Origin of the sequence: Enterococcus avium (assembly GCF_002891025.1) — a bacterium.
Taxonomy (GTDB): domain Bacteria; phylum Bacillota; class Bacilli; order Lactobacillales; family Enterococcaceae; genus Enterococcus_A; species Enterococcus_A avium.
Genome location: NZ_NBSL01000002.1, coordinates 1233481 through 1251348, shown reverse-complemented (window position 1 = coordinate 1251348; position 17868 = coordinate 1233481). Strand labels below are relative to the sequence as shown.

Here is a 17868-nt window from a genome sequence, read left to right as displayed (position 1 = left end):
CAATATATTTTACACAGAGAGAAGGAAACTAAATGGATTTAACCGATAAAGTAGTTGTGGTAACTGGAGGTTCTGCTGGATTAGGTGAACAAGTTTGTTATGAAGCAGCTAAACGCGGAGCAATTGTTGTCACTTGTGCTCGCCGGATTAATTTGATTGGACAGGTTAGAGAACGCTGCAGTGAATTGAGCGGCAAAGACGCCTATGCTTTTCAACTAGACATTGCTGATCCAGATAGCGTGGAGGTAGTGATCGAAAAAATCGCCGCTGAAGTTGGTGATGTGGATGTTTTGGTGAACAATGCAGGATTTGGTTTGTTTGACAATTTTGTCGATTTTGACCTAGATGTAGCAAAAAATATGTTTGAAGTCAACGTTTTAGGGATTATGTATTTTACACAAAAAATTGCTATTTCAATGGTTAATAATAAGTCTGGGCATATTTTTAACGTGGCATCTATGGCAGCGAAAATGGCAACGCCAAAATCAACAGTTTATTCGGCAACAAAATTCGCGGTACTGGGTTTTTCTAATGCTTTACGGCTAGAGCTTCGGCCTGCAAATGTTTATGTTACGACTATTAATCCGGGACCAATTGCTACAGAATTCTTCGACAAGGCTGATCCAAGCGGCAGTTACTTGGAAAACTTAGGGGGGATCGTTTTAGATCCGCATAAACTAGCCAAAACGATCGTAAATAAAATGGGGAAACCCACCCGCGAGATCAATCGCCCATTTATCATGGAAGGGGCTAGTATTTTTTACGGCTTATTCCCTCATATTGGAGATTTTTTAGCGGGCGGTCTGTTTAATAGGAAGTAGGAAAGCAAAATGAAAAAGCAATGGAAAGTTTTTTTAGGATTCATTTTAGTTTTAGTGATTGTGATCTTCGCACTTTCCAATAGCCAAGAAGTTCCAGTCAATTTCTTGATCAAAAAAATTTATCTTTCTCTAGTTTTAGTGATTATCGGCTCAGCCTTGATAGGGGCTTTGGTTGTTTTATTAACCTCAGGAGCTACTTTCTTTCAACAGCGAAAAGAAATCAAGCAGTTGAAAGAGTCGATTCAAAGCTACGAAGCGAATAATGGACAAAAACTAGCGGAAGAAAAAGCGGCTTTTCAACGTGAGCAAGAAAATGAAATGGCAGTGCTGAAAGCTAACTACGAAAGTCTTTTAAAGGAAAAAGATGATGCGTTAGCTGCAATGCAAAGTTCGCAGTCCGAAAAGAAGGAAACTCATCCGATTGATTATTACGATTAAGAGAAGAAGACCTTAGTTAGAAAAAAACTAAGGTCTTCTTCTCTTTCTTGTCTGTTTCTTTTTTGCTATACTAATACGGTTGGGAAGTGATAGAGTGAAAAAAGCAAACTTCGATTGGCAAATTAGAAGCACGAGTCCGATTGATTCTACCTTTAAAGAAGAAATGGTGAGTCAGGGATATAGCGAAACATTTGCAGAACTTTTATGGAATCGAAATATACATACAACAGATGATTTTTCGCAGTTAATAAAAGCAAATATTGATGATTTGCATGATCCATTTCTGATGCACGACATGGACAAAGCGGTAGAACGAATTCAAAACGCTATCATGGAAGGGCAACGGATTTTGATTTACGGCGACTATGATGCAGATGGAATTACGAGCACTTCGATCATGTTAGAAACATTGGAGATGATCGGAGCTGATGTTCACTATGTGTTGCCGAATCGATTTATTCATGGTTACGGACCTAATAAAGAGCTTTTTGCCGAGAAAATAAATGAAGGAATTCAATTAATTATTACAGTTGATAATGGCGTTGCAGGTAACGAGGCCATTGATTTCGCAAATTCACAGGGTGTTGATGTGATTATTACAGACCACCATGAGATGCCGCCAGTTTTACCGGATGCCTATTGTATTGTCCATCCGCGACATCCAGATGGGCATTATCCATTTGGAGAGTTGGCCGGTGCAGGCGTTGCCTTTAAATTAGCGACTGCTTTATTAGAAGAGGTACCGTTAGAGATGTTAGATCTAGTCACGATTGGAACAGTTGCAGATTTAGTTTCAATGACTGGAGAGAATCGAAATCTTGTAAAACTAGGTTTGCAGGCCATTAAGCAAACACAGCGTTTGGGATTATTAGAATTACTGAAGATCAGCAGTGTTGATTTGCAAAAGGTGGACGAAACAAGTATTGGCTTCAGTGTTGGACCAAGATTAAATGCCATTGGACGCTTAGGTGATCCTAATCCTGCTGTCGAGTTAATGACAACGTTTGATGAAGAGATCGCACATCAGTTAGCTGAAAAATTAAACCAGATCAACGATGAGCGAAAGCAAATCGTGCAGGATATAACTTCCGAAGCAACTGCGCTAGTGAATCCAGAAGATGCTGTTCATTTGATTGCAGCAGAAGGGTGGAATCCTGGTGTTTTAGGAATCGTAGCAGGAAATATTTTAAAGCAGACGGGACACCCGACAATCATTTTATCTATTGATGAGAATGGCGTTGCAAAGGGTTCTGGTCGAAGTATCGAAGCTTTAGATTTATTTGGTATGCTAAATACGATGCGTTCTGAATTTACTCATTTTGGAGGACACGCTGCAGCCATAGGATTGACTATGCCAGCAGAGAATATCCCTGTTCTTCGAAAAATGATGAATGACTATATTTCTGCTGAGCAGATCGATTTAAGCAAAGGCACTTCCTTATTAATTGATGAAGTTTTACCTTTATCTGCAATTAATCTGAAATTTGTTGAGGAATTAAAACAGTTAGCGCCTTTTGGAACGGATAATCCAGCACCGCATTTTTTAATCGAAGGAAATATCAATCTATTCAAGCGTATCGGTAGCGATCAGCAACATGTTAAATTCTCAGTGAAAAATGAAGATAGTCAAATAGATGCGATTGGCTTTGGTTTTGGTGACGAGAGCGAAGAAATTCAACAGCCAGATACTAGATTTGTCGGTGACTTAGAAATCAATGAATGGAACGGACAGAAAAAAGTCCAATTTCGTTTGGTCGATTTTGCTTCTGATGGCTTACAGGTAATTGATCGCCGGGCGAAATATACCTGGGATCAAAATATCGAGGGCGATCGAATTCTTTATTTAGCTTTTCAAACGAAAAGTCAGAAATATTTTACAAAAGAGTTGCAAAAAGCAGTAACTTTATACGATCCGACAATTACCTGGTCCGACTATGATCAGTTAGTCGTACTTGATTGTCCTGATCAAAAAGATTTATTGAAAGAAATTGCAAACGAAGGAAGCTTTACGCGAATTTATTTATATCTGTACAGTCCTGACGAAGCTTATTTGAATGGATTGCCTAAGCGCGATCAATTTGCAAAGCTTTATCAATTTTTCCGAAAACAACCGCGAGTAGACATTCGTTTCAAGCTGAAAGTTGTGTCGAATTACTTAAGAATCCCGGAAAAGTTATTAGTATTCATGATTCACGTGTTTTCTGAGCTAAAATTTGTTACAATAGACGACGGCGTTTTACAAATGGTAGAAGCTCCACAAAATCGAGCTTTTGAAGAAAGTGAGATTTATCAAAAACGCATAGCTCGAATTGATAGTGAAGAATTTTTATTAATGAATGATATTCAAACAATTAGAAATTGGCTGAAAGGCTAGGAGGAAATACCGAGATGAATTTGAAAGACTATATTGCTAGTATCCCAGATTATCCAAAAGAAGGGATTGTTTTCCGTGATATTTCACCACTTATGGCAGATGGTGAAGCCTATCGGGAAGCAACAAAACAGATTGTTAATTACGCGAAAGAAAAACAAATTGATATGGTTGTTGGACCGGAAGCTCGAGGCTTTATCGTAGGATGTCCAGTGGCATTTGAACTAGGATTAGGTTTTGCACCTGTTCGAAAACCTGGCAAATTGCCTCGTGAAGTAATTGAGGTAGAATATGAAAAAGAATACGGAATGGACACGTTAACGATTCATAGCGATGCAATTCAACCTGGTCAGCGCGTATTAATTACTGATGACCTGTTAGCAACTGGCGGAACAATCAAGGCAACGATCGAACTAGTTGAAAAGCTGGGTGGCATTGTAGTTGGTTGTGCTTTCTTAATTGAATTAGAAGAATTACATGGTCGCGATAAAATTCAAGGGTATGATATCTTAACTTTGATGGACTATTAGAAAAATTTGAGTTGAAGAATTTCTTCAACTCTTTTTTGTGTTCACTTTCAAATGTAACGCAAAAAAAGCTACCAGATGAGAATCTAGCAGCTTGTAAAATAATTTATGCGGACTTGTGATACTGATGATCGTAAGTCACGTAGTAGAAATCTTCGGCTGGTTCCTTATAGTATTGTTCTTCTTCGAACTCTTCTTCATCGTAGTGACGTTCAGCATAGTGCTGTGCATACTTACGTTCATCCCACAACATGAACCAGACAAGAAACAAACCAGAGAAAATAACAACCGTAGCTAAAGAACCTAACTTACCGATCAATAATCCTAGCAACAATACAGCGATAATCAAACCAAATCTTCTTACTGCTTTCATCAATAATCACTCCTATATATAAATACGCGAACGTGTGTTTGTATATCTATTATACGAATGTTTGTTCGTTTTGTAAAGAAAAAAATAATCGGAATGCAATTCCGATTAATAAATATGGTTACGGTACAATCCGACAACTTTTCCAAGAATAGAAACATTATTGTAAATCAATGGTGCTAACTCATCATTTTCAGGTTGTAAACGAATGTGATCAGCTTCGCGATAAAATCTCTTACAGGTTGCTTCATTCTCATCCGTCATAGCGATCACAATTTCACCATTAGTCGCTGTTGATTGTTTTCTGACAATGACGTGATCGCCGTCATAAATTCCAGCGTTGATCATACTTTCTCCGCGAATCGTCAGCATAAACAAGCTGCCTTCTTCGCTTGATAGATCTGGGGGAACTGGAAAGAAGTCTGAAGCTTCTTCTACTGCTAAAATAGGTTCACCAGCGGTAACGACCCCTAACATAGGTATGACTTGCGGAGCCACCCCGATTTTTTCTAATCCAGTAATGGTTAATTCAATTGCTCTTGGTTTTGTTGGGTCGCGTTGGATCCATCCTTTTTTTTCTAATCTGGATAAATGACCATGAACTGTAGAAGTAGATGAAAGATTCACAGCCTCTCCTATTTCTCTAACAGTGGGTGGATAACCTTTATCTTCAACGCGTTCATGAATGAAACGTAAAACTTCTAATTGTTTTGTTTCCGTTCTTTTTGCCAATGCCCGCACCTTCTTTCGTTTTTTTTTAGTGTAGCATAGTTATTCAAACAAATCAAACAAGCGTTCGTATTTCTTGGTACTTTCAACTTATTTTTTTTTATGTATAATTAGAAGGGGAAAAGAGGTGCTCAAGATGATTAACGATGAAACTATCGCACGCATTAATGAACTAGCTAAAAAAAAGAAGACAGTCGGCTTAACGGACGCTGAAGCTCATGAGCAGAAGGTCTTAAGAGAAGAATACATTGCTTCGTTTCGTAGCGGAATGCGGCATCACATCGAAGGAATGAAAGTCGTCGATCCAAAAGGAAATGATGTCACGCCAGAGAAGTTAAAAAAGATTCAGAAAGAAAAGGGTCTGCACAATAGAAAATAAATCTTTTACTGGTTAAGTGATTGAAATGTTAAAATAAATCGGTTACAATGAATCTGTAATTAAAGTATTTATGACCAAAAAGGAGGAACTAATTTGTTCGACAAAATCGATCAACTAGGTGTAAACACAATCAGAACGTTAAGTATTGAAGCAATTCAAAAGGCAAACTCAGGACATCCAGGTTTACCAATGGGTGCGGCTCCAATGGCTTATGCTTTATGGACGAAGCATTTGAATGTCAATCCAGCAACTTCATTAAATTGGCCTAACCGCGACCGCTTTATTTTATCAGCAGGTCATGGTTCAGCAATGTTATACAGCTTGTTGCACTTAGCAGGCTACCAAGTGACGATTGACGATTTGAAAAACTTCCGTCAATGGGAAAGCAAGACACCAGGACATCCTGAATATCAGCATACAGATGGTGTTGAAGCGACTTCAGGTCCTCTAGGTCAAGGTATTTCAACTTCTGTTGGTATGGCGATGGCTGAAGCACATTTAGCAGCCACTTATAATCGCGATAGCTTCAATGTAATGGATCATTATACTTACGCATTATGTGGAGATGGCGATTTGATGGAAGGTGTTTCCGCTGAAGCTAGCTCTATGGCCGGACACATGAAACTGGGTAAACTAATCGTTTTATATGATTCAAATGATATCTCTTTAGATGGACCAACATCGAAAGCTTTCACTGAAAATGTCGGTGCACGGTACGAAGCATATGGTTGGCAGCATATCTTAGTTAAGGATGGCAATGATTTAGAGGCCATTTCTAAAGCAATTGATGAAGCTAAAGCTGAAACAGAGAAACCATCATTGATCGAGATTAAAACAGTCATTGGTTTTGGTTCACCAAAAGAGGGCACATCAGCAGTTCACGGTGCTCCAATCGGACAAGATGGAATCGATGCTGCGAAAACTGTTTACGGTTGGGAATATCCTGATTTCACCGTGCCTGAAGAAGTGGCGAAACGGTTCAAGGAAGAAATCAACGATAAAGGTGCTAAAACAGAAGCAAAATGGGATGCGATGTTCGCAAACTACGAAAAAGCACATCCTGAATTAGCAAAACAATTCAAAGCGGCCTTTGCCGGCGAACTTCCTGAAAACTGGGAAGAAGCTTTACCAGTTTATGAAGAAGGTACAGCACAAGCAAGCCGTGTATCAAGCAAAGATGCGATTCAAGCAATCGCCAAAGCTGTTCCTAATGTATGGGGCGGTTCAGCTGATTTATCTGGTTCAAACAATACAACTATCGCTGATGAAAAAGAATTCCAACCTGGTTCTTATGAAGGCCGTAACATTTGGTTTGGTGTGCGTGAATTTGCGATGGCTAGCGCCATGAATGGAATTCATTTACATGGCGGAACACGCGTATATGGAGGAACATTCTTTGTATTTACAGATTACTTACGTCCAGCAGTTCGGATGTCAGCGATTCAGAACTTACCTGTCATTTACGTATTGACACATGATTCAGTAGCTGTTGGTGAGGATGGTCCAACTCATGAACCAATCGAACAATTAGCTAGTGTTCGCTGCATGCCGAATGTCCAAGTGATTCGTCCAGCAGACGGCAATGAAACTTCTGCTGCCTGGATTCAAGCATTAGAAACAACTAACAAACCAACAATCTTAGTCTTAAGCCGTCAAAACTTGCCAGTCTTACCAAATAGTAAAGAAATGGCTAAAGAAGGCGTTTCTAAAGGTGGTTATGTGATTTCTAAAGCTGAGTCAGATACACCAGAAGGTATCCTAATCGCAACTGGTTCTGAAGTGAACTTAGCTGTTCAAGCACAAAAAGAATTGAAAGCTCAAGGAAAAGACGTTTCTGTTGTTTCTCTCCCAAGCTTTGATCTATTCGAAGCTCAAGATGAAGCATACAAAGAATCTGTTTTACCAAAAGCAGTGACAAAACGTGTAGCGATTGAAGCAGCGTCTCCGTTTGGCTGGGAACGTTACATCGGGACAGAAGGTAAGATGATTGGTATTGATCACTTCGGCGCTTCTGCACCTGGCGATTTTGTGTTAGAACAATTCGGGTTCACTGTTGATAATGTAGTAAATACTTTCAACGAATTATAATAATCAGATTAATTGAACTGAGGAGAATTTTTTCTTCTCAGTTTTTTAACGATTTAATATTAAAAAGCTTCAATTACATAATCGGGAAAGTTTACATAATATTTTTATCGAACAAATCTCTAAACGCGTTTACAAAATTTCCTACATCAAAAGAAAAGTGTGTGTTTGTGAGCAAAATAATTTAGACAGAATATAAAATCTGTTATACTGTCCTTGTGCAAAAGATTGCAAACAAATAAAGAATCAACGAAAGTGGGATGACAATGAAAGTAGTAGTAGTAGGATGTACACATGCCGGTACCGCGGCTGTTAAAAATATTTTAACAAATCACCCAGATGCAGAGGTGACAGTCTTTGAACGGAACGATAACGTTTCTTTCTTATCTTGTGGAATCGCTTTATACGTGGGTGGAGTTGTCAAAGATCCAGCAGGTTTATTTTATTCTAACCCTGAGGAGCTTGCCTCTTTAGGTGCAAAAGTGAACATGGAACACGATGTAACAAACATTGATACAGATACAAAAAAAGTAACAGCAAAAGATTTAAAAACCAATGAAGAAAAAATCGTTGATTATGATAAATTAGTCGTGACAACAGGTTCTTGGCCGATTATTCCGCCAATTAAAGGAATCGATTCTGAGAATATTCTTTTATGTAAAAACTATAATCAAGCAAATGTCATCATTGAGCAAGCTAAAGATGCGAAAAAAGTTGTTGTTGTCGGCGGCGGTTACATTGGAATCGAATTAGTTGAAGCATTCGCTGAATCTGGTAAAGAGGTAACATTGATTGATGGATTGTCGCGAATCTTGAATAAATACTTGGATGAACCTTTTACAAGTCGTTTAGAAAAAGAACTGGTTGATCGTGGTGTTACATTAGCTCTAGGAGAAAATGTTGAAGAATTTGTGGCTGACGAAACGGGTACTGTTAAAAAAGTCGTGACAGCAAGTAAAGAATTCGAGGCTGACATGGTAATCTTATGTGTAGGCTTCCGTCCGAATACAGAATTGCTTAAAGGAAAAGTTGATATGTTGCCAAGTGGAGCAATTAAAGTCAACGAATACATGCAATCAAGCGATCCAGATATCTTCTCAGCTGGGGATTCGACAGTTGTTCACTATAACCCAACAGGACAAGATCAATATATTCCATTAGCAACCAATGCTGTACGTCAGGGAATGTTAGTTGGTCAAAATTTAGTGGAACAAAAAATGAAGTATCGCGGAACACAAGGAACATCAGGACTTTATTTATTTGGCTGGACAATCGGTTCAACTGGATTGACAAAAGAAAGTGCTGCCTTAAATGGAATTGATGCGAACGTCACAGTGATCGAGGACAATTATCGTCCAGAGTTTATGCCGACAACGGAAAAAGTCTTAATGGAAATCGTCTCAGAAAAAGGTACCAATAAGATTTTGGGTGCTCAATTCCTATCAAAGTATGATATCACTCAATCAGCCAACACCTTATCAGTAGCGATCCAAAATGGAATGACGTTGGAAGATTTAGCTTTACAAGATTTCTTCTTCCAGCCTCATTTTGACCGTCCGTGGAATTACTTGAATATCTTAGCGCAAGCGGCGTTAGCTGAAGCAGAATAGAGCCAAAAACAGGAAGGGAGACCTTCCTGTTTTTTTGCTTATTAAGAACTATTCGCTAGTATTGGACTTCCTCTTTTTTTAGTGTAAACTAAAAAAGTGAACGGAGGATTTCTAATGATTTCATTGAAAGAATATTTGTCAGGCGGAGAGACGACAATCTCCAATCTGCTTTTGCAAAATTATACTAAACTTGGGCTAACCACTAGTGAGTTTATGCTATGGTTACAACTTTATGCCTCTCACCAAGCTGGCGAAGATTTCCCTGATCTGACCATAATTGCTCAAAATATGGGAAGTACGACCGAAAAAATCTATGCGGCTTTGAATACGCTTGTTGAAAAGGAGTTTGTCTCCCTTGAGACGACATTAGATGAACAAGGAAGACAAAGCGATCATTATAATTTACTCCCAGCATTTGAAAAATTGGATGTACTGAAGGAACAACAACGCTTTGAAGCGGAAGAAGAAAACGATCTGGCAGCGCAAAAGAAAATGCTGCGCTCCTTTGAGCAGGAATTCGGACGCCCCTTATCACCAATTGAATACCAAAAAATTGGCTACTGGTTAAATGATGACCATTATTCACCATCACTGATCGAATTGGCATTACAAGAAGCCGTCTTGAATCAAGCCTATAATTTCAAATATATTGAGACGGTCTTGCAAAGCTGGGAAAAGAAAAACATTCGATCTAAAGCTCAGGTAGAAGAAGAACAACGACGAAGAAAACAAATTCTACTGCAAAAAGACGAAGAACAAAAGCAATCTGAAGAATTGCCGAAAGTCTCTTTATACAATTGGTTAGAAAGGAAAGATCCCGATGCTTAGCAAAGAGAAAACGATGGAAGCCTTATCGCGAATGTACGACATGTTTCCAGACGCAGTTGGAGAGCTCCATTCTGATTCTCCCTTCCAATTATTGATTGCAGTCATTCTAAGTGCTCAGGCAACAGATGTTTCGGTGAATAAGGCAACACCTGCACTTTTTAAGGCTTATCCTACACCAGAGGCATTAGCTCAAGCGCCGATAGAAGATATTATTGAAAAAATCAAAATGATTGGTTTGTATCGTAATAAGGCGAAGAATATCAAAGCTTGTGCACAGATGCTGCTAGATAATTACGATGGCGTGGTACCAAATTCTCGAGAGGAGTTAATTAAATTACCAGGAGTTGGGCGAAAGACAGCGAACGTGGTTCTTGGTGATGCTTTCGGTGTACCTGCAATTGCGGTTGATACTCATGTTGAACGAGTGACCAAACGTTTAAGGATTTGCAAATTGAACGCTTCTGTAACTGAAGTCGAAGCGACTTTGATGCGTAAAATACCGAAAGATTTATGGGTCAAAAGCCATCATACCTTAATTTTCTTTGGGCGCTATCATTGTACCGCTCGATCCCCAAAATGTGAAATTTGCCCTTTATTAGATATGTGCCAAGAAGGAAAAGACAGACTAAAAGCCGCTCGAAAATAGATCGAGCGGCTCTTTTTGATTAATTATTGTTGTTCATTTTGCACAGCTGGGGTCTGAGTAGGCGGCTGACTACTAGAGGATGGCTGAGATGGTTGCGGATCGGCAGATGAAGCTGGCGTCGGACTTGAACTGGCAGGTGGCACACTGCTGCTGGCCGGCGGAGTCACTGTCGACGATTCAGAGAAACTTGATTCCGATGTTATACTGCTGCTGGAACTCGTGGTTTCGCTGAAAGTGCTATTGCTGTAATAAGAACTTTGATAGGAATAGCTAGGCGCTGGAACTGATGAAGCGCCTTTAACGTAAAGCTCATTTCCGATTCTAAGAACATCATTTGGCATAACCCAATCTTCATTTGAGACATTTTGCGATACATAACTCATCATTTCACGATAAACATCCTGTGCGATATTTTCAGATTGTGAAGTTATTGGCGTCAGTCGCTTATCATAGCCTGCCCAAATTGATAAAGAATAATGGGGAGTATACCCAGTAAACATTACATCTGGCGAAATTGATCCATAATGTGGAATCTTTGCTAATTCATCATCCGTGTAGTTAGACGTTCCAGTTTTGCCAGCTTGGAAAAGGTTAGGAATCTGTGCATAGGTTCCGGTACCCTTTGTAATTACATCTTTTAGCATATCCGTAATCATATAAGCTGTGTAAGGTTCCATTGCTTTTTTTCCTTTGTTTTCAAAGGTTTGTTCAGAACCATCTTGATATTTAATTTTATTGATATAGAGCGGTTCATTATAGGTTCCACCATTGGCAAAGGCTGCATAAGCTGCTGCCATTTTTTCTGTGGAAATGCCATATTTCGTTCCATCTTGTGTCTCAGTGTTACTTGAGATTGCATTCGCTTGTTGTATTTCTTTGTATTGAATGCCCAAGTTTTTCAAGAATTTCGATACATTTTCTGGTCCTACTTCATTGAAAAGCTTCACAGCTGGGACATTTCGAGAATTATACAGAGCCTGACGCAACGTAATATTTCCTTGATAACTATTGTCCCAGTTCTTAACTGCTGTCTTCGTTCCTTCATAATAATAAGGTTGATCAACGATTCGTTCCCCAGTAGATTTTTGCTTATATTCTATAGCTGGACCATAATCGGTTATTGGTTTAACCGTTGAACCAAAATCACGGTTTGTACTTACTGCACGATTCAATCCTAAGTAGACGTCATCAGCGATATTTCGACCGCCAATCTGAGCAGTCACTTTACCAGTCTCACTATCTATTAGGGTAGCAGCTATTTGTAAATCCTCATCAGGATATTGGACATATTCATCCCCATTTACAATCGAATAAAGATGATTCTGTGCGTCAGTATCCAAATTCGTATAGATATCTAATCCGTCAGTATAAACATTTTTGCCCGTTTTATCTTCAACTTGGGCAATCACTTCTTTGACGTAGTTGTCGGCAACTTTACGTTCCTGATTATCTGTTTCTAAAGGCAACAAGCCTTGATCAATCGGTTCATTGATTGCCGCGTCATAATCCTTTTGAGAGATTTTCTTATTATTAAGCATAGTATAGAGCACTGTATCACGACGCTCTTTTGCAGCATCTGGATGTTTATAGGGATCATAAGAATTAGGCGCTTGTGGCATACCCGCCAATAATGCCGTTTGTGCGATAGTCAAGTGCTGTAATTCTTTACCGAAATATGTTTCAGCAGCTGTCTCCATCCCATACAAGCCATTTGCCATATAAACCTTATTGATATAATAGGTCAATATTTCTTGTTTCGAGTGTTTTTTCTCTAGCTGGATAGCCAACCAAGCTTCCTGTGCTTTACGTCGCAACGTTTTATCGGCTTCTTCAGTAGTTGTTGAAAAGAAGGAAAGCTTAACCAGTTGTTGGGTTAAGGTACTACCACCTTGAAGACCACCTTTGTTGGTTAGATTATGCAAGGCCGATCCGGCGATTCGGACAGGATCCACACCGTTGTGCTTGAAAAAACGACGATCTTCGACGGAAACAATCGCATCATCTAATTCTTGCGGAATTTTATTTGCGCTGACTTTTTCTCGCTTTTCGGCGCCAAGATCTTCAAAAATATTACCATCACTGTCAAAAAGCTTAGAAGAGACCGTTGCTTCTAATTTTTTTTCACTTAAAGCAGGTGCATCTTTTACATAGTAGAAAAAGATGCCGATACCAGTGAGTAATGCGACGCAAAGCAGCCCAACGATTGCGATCGCAATTTTCAGCCCAATATGACGATTCTTTTTATTTTTTTGTTTAGGTTCCTTTCCTTGAGAGGTCCGCTTTTTTTTCTGCGAACGTGAGGGATTAGCCATTTGATTAACTCCTTTTTTCAAGATATTGTTCCACCGCTGTTAAATAAGGGATTCTTGGAGCAATTTGCGGTGTGATCTCGATACCAACTGTTTCTATGTGTTCTAGCGGTATTGATTTTTTGCCATTTTCTTGACTCTGCCAATAGTTTACCAGTTCTTCAGCAGAAAGAAAAAAGCAACGATTCAAGCTTGAAAACCAAAGTAGAACAAAACAAATCGCCCTTTGCTTCAGACATTGCTGCATATGAGTGATCTGATGCTGATGAAAATTCTTTAGCGGGAAAGAGCGTTTGTTTTTTGTTTCCTTTGCTTCAAAATCTAAATAGTATCCTTGATAAACGCCATTATAATCAGTTGTGGAAGGTTGTCTGAAATAGGCTTCCTTAATAACTGCGGCACTTCGTTTTGGATAATCGACCTTAACAATCTGAAGTGGCGTTGGCTTTTTATGGACAACTGCCTTATCATGAGTTAAGTAGTATTCATTGCTTTGATTGATTGCTTCTTCAAAGCGCATACCGCGATTAGCAAACGTTGTTTCTTTTTGTAATGAGCGTTCTCGTGGATTCTTTTGTGAAAAGAGCTGACCATTGGGGTAGTGAAAGGCCATATTTCATCACACTCCTGTTTGCTATTATAGCAAATTTTTTTGAAAGATATTTTATTTTTAAGTGAAAGTAAGGAAAATGCAATGAATGAAACAATACAGCGAATATACGTAACAGGATATCAGAGCTATGAGCTAGGAATCTTCAGTGAACAGGACCCTCGCGTGCAAGTCATTAAGAATGTTTTAAAAAAAGAATTGACGGCTTTGATCGAAAATGGTCTTCAGTGGGTAATGATCAGCGGTAGTCTTGGTACAGAGATTTGGACAGGGCAGGTAGTCAATGAATTGAAGCAAGATTATCCTGAAATAAAATTAGCGATTATTTTTCCATTTGAAGCGTTTGGAAATAACTGGAAAGAACATAATCAATTACTTTTGAGCGAGCTTGTACAAACAGCGGATTACGTGGATTCGGTCAGTCATCAACCCTATCAGAATCCTCAACAATTTAAAAATCATGTAAATTTTTTACTGCAGCACACTGAGGCAGCATTGTTAGTATATGATAATGAGTATCCTGGTAAAAGCAAATTCTTTTTAGCTGATGTAGAAAAATTTCAAGAACAAAATCCCTACGATTTGCTTACAATTACGATGGATGATTTAGAAAATTCCTCAGACTTCGGGGATAGTGTTTGATTTCCTTAAGTTTATCAGCTAGAATATATAGGAAAGTAAATTAAGATAAGAGCTAATGAGGTGGAAAAATGGCGAATGTAATCTATACTCCTAATGATATTTTGGAGCAAGAATTTAAAACAAAAATGCGTGGTTATGATCCAATTGAGGTCGACGAATTTTTGGATAATGTAATTAAAGATTATGAAGCTTATAACAAAGAATTATTAACACTAAGAGAAGAAAATGATCGCTTGAAAGCAAAAGTTGAACAACTCTCCAAAGCTCAGCCAGCTCCTTCACGTGTGAAAGAAGCAGCGCCTAAAAGTTCAGCTGTTACAAACTTTGATATCTTGAAGCGTTTATCCAATCTTGAAAGAGAAGTGTTTGGCAAAAAGCTTGATCAACAGGCATCAAACCAAACAGCTCCTTCTGATTTTGGTCAAAGCTATACTCAAGATGAGAGCGATATTGAGAAAACTCGTCAGTTTTAAATTTGAATGATGCAATTTTTGGGTGATCGCGGTTTGCACTAAGCAGGCTGAGGAAAGTCCATGCTCGCACAGACTGAGATGTCTGTAGTGTTCGTGCTTAGCGAAACCATAAGCTAAGGTACTTCTTTTGAAGTAACGGCAGAAAAAAAGGCTAAGGAGTAATCTATGCCTGAGTATTCTTGAAAGTGCCACAGTGACGAAGCATTTTGAGAAATCAAAATGGTGGAACGCGGTAAACCCCTCGAGCGAGCAACCCAAACTATGGTAGGGGCGCTTTTTCTAAGGAAATGAACGATGAAAGAGACGGCATTTATGTCGGAGATAGATGATTGCCACGATGATCACACTTCCCTGAGTTGATCGTCGTACAAAACATGGCTTACAGAAAATTGCAGCAATTCAGGGTGTGCCTTCCAACTTTGCGTTGTGAAGGTCTTTTTTTGCCAGTTTTTCTTCCTGCTTTAGCAGGTTAGAAAAATGGTATGCGAAATGAAGATAAAACTAATTTTTCTGGTCTTTAGAAAAATGAATACATTAAAATGAAATAGCTGCGAGTTCCACTTCACGCTTACCGCAATTAGTGAAACCATATGCGAAACGAGAATAAAACCTATTTTTTTAGTTTTTGAAAAAAATTGATACGATTGATACGTTAGTTTAAAAGGTTAATTCGTCGTACATCGGAAAAAATTATTACTACTATTTATATAAAGGAGCAATTATGGAGAAAGAGTATAATTTAATTGCCACTGCCGCTGCGGGTATCGAAGCGTTAGTAGGCAAAGAGTTACGTAATTTAGGCATCGATTGCCAAGTCGAAAATGGACGGGCACGGTTTAAAGGAAATTTAGAAACGATCGCTACCGCAAATTTATGGCTGCGAACTGCTGATCGCGTGAAAATCATTGTCGGGGAGTTTGACGCGTTTACGTTTGACGAATTATTTGAAAAGGTTAAGGCGATTGCTTGGGAGGATTATCTGCCAATGGATGCTGAATTCCCAGTGGCAGGGCGTTCGATCAAATCAAAATTGTACAGTGTCCCTGATTGCCAATCCATCACGAAAAAGGCAATCGTTGAACGTCTACGAGAAGTCTACCATCGTCCAGCACGAGTGCCTCTACCAGAAACCGGTGCGCTATTTCAGCTAGAGGTTGCTTTACTAAAGGATCATGTCGTATTAACTTTAGATACAACTGGGCCAAGCTTATTTAAACGTGGCTATCGATTAGAAAAAGGTGGCGCTCCATTAAAAGAAAATATGGCGGCGGCATTAGTAATGTTGACAAATTGGCGAAAGGATCGTCCTTTTTATGATCCGGTTTGCGGATCAGGGACTTTATGTATTGAAGCTGCGTTGATAGGTCACAACATTGCGCCTGGATTCAATCGTGATTTTGCCTGTGAAGCCTGGGATTGGTTTGATGCCGCTGTCTTTGATAAAGTTCGTTCTGCAGCGGATGAAGCAGCGGATTATGATATTGAGTTAGATATTGCTGGTTCAGACATCAATGGTCGGATGATTGAGATTGCTCAAGCAAATGCTGAAGAAATCGGATTAGGTGATTCGATTCAATTTAAACAGCAGGCGGTTAAAGATTTTAAAACGGAAAAGGATTACGGTGTGATTGTTGCAAATCCGCCATACGGAGAACGTTTAGGCGAAGAAGAACAGGTTCGTGTATTGTATCGTGAAATGGGGGAGGTTTTCCGCCCATTGAAAACCTGGAGTAAATATATTTTGACCAGTGATTTAGCATTTGAGGAATTTTACGGGGCTAAAGCAACAAAGAAAAGGAAATTGTATAATGGCGCTATAAGAACGGATCTGTTTCAATATTGGGGTGAACGCCCTCCAAGAAAGCCGCGTAACGATGCCGAATAAAATAGAAGCAATTCGCAAGTATGCCAAAGAGAAAGTTGGTGCTGATCGCAGTGGACATGATTTTTATCATGTCCAGCGCGTAGCTAAAATCGCTAAAAATTTAGCTGAACAAGAAGGCGTCACAGATACGTTGATGATTGAAACCGCTAGTTATTTACATGATGTGATTGACGATAAGGTCGTTGAAGATGTGACAAGGGCGCAAGAAGATCTTAAAAGGTTTTTAAAAGAACTTAGTTTTTCTGTCGAAGAAATACAGGAAATTTTTAAAATCATTGAAAACATTTCCTTTTCTAAAGAAATAGAAAACGGAAAAGCTGAACTAACTTTAGTTGGACAGATCGTGCAAGACGCGGACCGGATTGATGCACTTGGCGCAATAGGCATTTTACGAACTGCTTATTATGGCGGCCATACGCAAAGTCCATTATATGATCCTAACACTGCACCGCAAGAGTTTAAAAGCAAACAAGAATATCGCAAAAAAAGTACAGTAATCAATCATTTTTATGAAAAATTGTTTAAGCTGCCTGCTACAATGAACACGCAAGCTGGAAAAAAAGAAGCACAAAAGCGCATGCATTTTATGGAAGAATTTTTAAAAAGATTTTACGCTGAGTGGGATTTATCATAAATGAGAGATGAAAATAGTAAATTAAAAATAAAAATATCCTTTAGTTGAGACGTTTTATTTCCAGTGAACTTCTTTTTCTCCTATAATGTTCCTTGGTTAGGAGGAACTCTAAATGCTACATCGTGAAATATTGAGTCCCGAAGAAGTTTTAGAAAGAATGCCCAACTTATCTGAGGGATTATTCGCTATTCGTTGCAAACTTACAAATAAGACCTATCAAATTATTTTATATAAATATCAAGAGGATTATTTTTTAATAGAAAATCCAGCACTGATTAGTGTCTTGCTGAAAAAGGATCAAAGCTTTTTTGGAACACCAGAGCAACTTTTAAATGAAATTGAGCGGTCATTTGAGGAAAATCATTATCAGCCTGCATCAAAAGAGTGGGTCAACATAGATTTGAATACCTTGAAACGTTTAACTAATGTGAAAATTAAATTTTTTGATTTGGAAGAATAACAGGATAAGCCTGTTATTCCAGACTGTAGACAAAGTCCATTTTATGGATGA

18 protein-coding genes and 1 other RNA gene are annotated in these 17868 nt (G+C 38.8%); 15 read left to right on the top strand and 4 right to left on the bottom strand.

Features of this window, described 5'->3' with window-relative positions; translation table 11 throughout:
• The first annotated feature begins 32 nt into the window (after positions 1-32).
• The 4 genes from AUF14_RS06430 to AUF14_RS06415 all read left to right on the top strand — a co-directional run bounded on the left by AUF14_RS06430 (position 33) and on the right by AUF14_RS06415 (position 4160).
• Positions 33-821 carry an SDR family NAD(P)-dependent oxidoreductase gene (locus tag AUF14_RS06430; protein ID WP_049221686.1) on the top strand — a complete coding sequence of 263 codons (789 nt, stop codon included), beginning with the start codon at positions 33-35 and terminating at the stop codon, positions 819-821.
• 9 nt (positions 822-830) lie between these two features.
• The gene (locus AUF14_RS06425; protein WP_049221685.1) at positions 831-1259 is read left to right on the top strand and encodes a LapA family protein; all 429 of its coding nucleotides are present in this window, start codon (positions 831-833) and stop codon (positions 1257-1259) included.
• Between the two features lie 94 nt (positions 1260-1353).
• A complete protein-coding gene (gene recJ / locus AUF14_RS06420; RefSeq protein WP_049221683.1) occupies positions 1354-3633 on the top strand; it encodes a single-stranded-DNA-specific exonuclease RecJ in 2280 nt (759 codons plus the stop codon).
• Positions 3634-3647: 14 nt separating this feature from the next.
• Positions 3648-4160: an adenine phosphoribosyltransferase gene (locus AUF14_RS06415; RefSeq protein WP_016180170.1), complete on the top strand. Its 513-nt coding sequence runs from the start codon at positions 3648-3650 to the stop codon at positions 4158-4160.
• Between the two features lie 103 nt (positions 4161-4263).
• Here the strand turns inward: AUF14_RS06415 and AUF14_RS06410 are convergent, their stop codons facing one another.
• A complete protein-coding gene (locus tag AUF14_RS06410; protein ID WP_016180171.1) occupies positions 4264-4530 on the bottom strand; it encodes a hypothetical protein in 267 nt (88 codons plus the stop codon).
• Between the two features lie 105 nt (positions 4531-4635).
• Positions 4636-5259 (bottom strand): transcriptional repressor LexA, encoded by a 624-nt coding sequence (gene lexA / locus AUF14_RS06405; RefSeq protein ID WP_049221680.1) that lies wholly within the window; start codon positions 5257-5259, stop codon positions 4636-4638.
• Positions 5260-5392: 133 nt separating this feature from the next.
• Here lexA and AUF14_RS06400 point away from each other — a divergent pair, with 133 nt between their 5' ends.
• From AUF14_RS06400 to nth, 5 genes are all read left to right on the top strand, one after another.
• A complete protein-coding gene (locus tag AUF14_RS06400; RefSeq protein WP_016180173.1) occupies positions 5393-5635 on the top strand; it encodes a DUF896 family protein in 243 nt (80 codons plus the stop codon).
• Positions 5636-5728: 93 nt separating this feature from the next.
• Positions 5729-7723, top strand: coding sequence for a transketolase (gene tkt, locus AUF14_RS06395; RefSeq protein ID WP_102865955.1), 1995 nt, complete (start codon positions 5729-5731; stop codon positions 7721-7723).
• 263 nt (positions 7724-7986) lie between these two features.
• A complete protein-coding gene (locus AUF14_RS06390; protein WP_016180175.1) occupies positions 7987-9330 on the top strand; it encodes an NADH oxidase in 1344 nt (447 codons plus the stop codon).
• Positions 9331-9444: 114 nt separating this feature from the next.
• The gene (locus AUF14_RS06385; protein WP_049221675.1) at positions 9445-10158 is read left to right on the top strand and encodes a DnaD domain protein; all 714 of its coding nucleotides are present in this window, start codon (positions 9445-9447) and stop codon (positions 10156-10158) included.
• Positions 10151-10804 (top strand): endonuclease III, encoded by a 654-nt coding sequence (nth, locus tag AUF14_RS06380; protein ID WP_016180177.1) that lies wholly within the window; start codon positions 10151-10153, stop codon positions 10802-10804. The genes AUF14_RS06385 and nth overlap by 8 nt, the downstream gene beginning before the upstream one ends.
• Positions 10805-10827: 23 nt before the next feature.
• Here the strand turns inward: nth and AUF14_RS06375 are convergent, their stop codons facing one another.
• Together AUF14_RS06375 and recU are read right to left on the bottom strand one after the other, a co-directional pair.
• Positions 10828-13116, bottom strand: a complete 2289-nt coding sequence (locus AUF14_RS06375; RefSeq protein WP_016180178.1) for a PBP1A family penicillin-binding protein — start codon at positions 13114-13116, stop codon at positions 10828-10830.
• A 4-nt stretch (positions 13117-13120) separates the two neighbouring features.
• Positions 13121-13726: a Holliday junction resolvase RecU gene (recU, locus tag AUF14_RS06370; RefSeq protein ID WP_048720491.1), complete on the bottom strand. Its 606-nt coding sequence runs from the start codon at positions 13724-13726 to the stop codon at positions 13121-13123.
• A gap of 81 nt (positions 13727-13807) precedes the next feature.
• Between recU and AUF14_RS06365 the strand changes: the two genes are divergently transcribed.
• The 6 genes from AUF14_RS06365 to AUF14_RS06340 all read left to right on the top strand — a co-directional run bounded on the left by AUF14_RS06365 (position 13808) and on the right by AUF14_RS06340 (position 17817).
• Positions 13808-14365, top strand: coding sequence for a DUF1273 domain-containing protein (locus tag AUF14_RS06365; protein WP_049221672.1), 558 nt, complete (start codon positions 13808-13810; stop codon positions 14363-14365).
• Positions 14366-14433: 68 nt separating this feature from the next.
• The gene (gene gpsB, locus AUF14_RS06360) at positions 14434-14838 is read left to right on the top strand and encodes a cell division regulator GpsB (protein ID WP_016180181.1); all 405 of its coding nucleotides are present in this window, start codon (positions 14434-14436) and stop codon (positions 14836-14838) included.
• 14 nt (positions 14839-14852) lie between these two features.
• An RNA gene (rnpB, locus tag AUF14_RS06355) (RNase P RNA component class B) lies at positions 14853-15225 on the top strand.
• Between the two features lie 334 nt (positions 15226-15559).
• A complete protein-coding gene (locus AUF14_RS06350; RefSeq protein WP_049222005.1) occupies positions 15560-16723 on the top strand; it encodes a THUMP domain-containing class I SAM-dependent RNA methyltransferase in 1164 nt (387 codons plus the stop codon).
• Positions 16713-17357: an HD domain-containing protein gene (locus AUF14_RS06345; RefSeq protein WP_049222006.1), complete on the top strand. Its 645-nt coding sequence runs from the start codon at positions 16713-16715 to the stop codon at positions 17355-17357. Before AUF14_RS06350 ends, AUF14_RS06345 begins: the two co-directional genes overlap by 11 nt.
• 112 nt (positions 17358-17469) lie before the next feature.
• Positions 17470-17817, top strand: a complete 348-nt coding sequence (locus tag AUF14_RS06340) for a hypothetical protein (protein ID WP_049222008.1) — start codon at positions 17470-17472, stop codon at positions 17815-17817.
• The last annotated feature ends 51 nt before the right edge of the window (positions 17818-17868 follow it).